The organism is Amycolatopsis dongchuanensis, from assembly GCF_039542405.1.
GTDB classification, from domain to species: domain Bacteria; phylum Actinomycetota; class Actinomycetes; order Mycobacteriales; family Pseudonocardiaceae; genus Amycolatopsis_E; species Amycolatopsis_E sacchari.
The window spans coordinates 1-710 of record NZ_BAABIB010000186.1 but is presented as its reverse complement, the minus strand read 5'-3'; the positions used below and the strand labels follow the sequence as shown (position 1 = coordinate 710).

The window sequence follows — 710 nt, the reverse complement described above, 5'->3', positions numbered from 1 at the left end:
TGGGTTGTCGCGGCGGCTGGTGCCCGACGAGTTATGGGCGCTGGTCGACCCGCTCATTCCACCGGGCAAGACGCGTCCACAAGGTGGTGGAATGTCACGAGTGGACGATCGGGCAGTGTTCACCGCGATCGTGTTCGTGCTGACCAGCGGATGCGCCTGGCGGCATCTGCCGCCCAGCTTCGGGGTCACCGTGCCGACGGCGCATCGCCGGTTCACCGAGTGGACCGAGGCCGGGCTGTGGCGGCAGCTGCACCAAGCGGTACTGGACGAATTGGGCAGCCGCGGCATGATCGACTGGTCGCGTGCGGTCCTGGACGGAGCATCCGTCAGGGCCAAAAGGGGGGCGGACTGACCGGCCCGAGCCCGGTCGACCGCGGCAAACCCGGCTCAAAAATCCACGCGCTGTCCGACCGCGCAGGCCTGCCCCTGACCGTCGGGATCTCCGCGGCCAACACCCACGACAGCCACGCGCTCAAACCCTTGGTCAACGCGCTGCCGGCGATCCGGTCCCGCCGCGGGCCCCGGCGCCGGAAACCGGTCAAGCTGCACGCCGACAAGGCCTACGACATTCCCGCCCTGCGCGACTGGCTCCGCCAGCGCGGGATCATCCCGCGCATCGCCCGCAAAGGCATCGAATCCGGCGACAAACTCGGCAAACACCGCTGGGTCATCGAACGGACCATCGCCTGGCTGACCGGCTACCGGCGCCT

1 pseudogene is annotated in these 710 nt (G+C 69.2%); it reads left to right on the top strand.

What is annotated here, in order from left to right:
- Positions 1 to 4 precede the first annotated feature (4 nt).
- Positions 5 to 710: pseudogene (locus ABFX51_RS39525) on the top strand (IS5 family transposase); the annotation flags it as partial.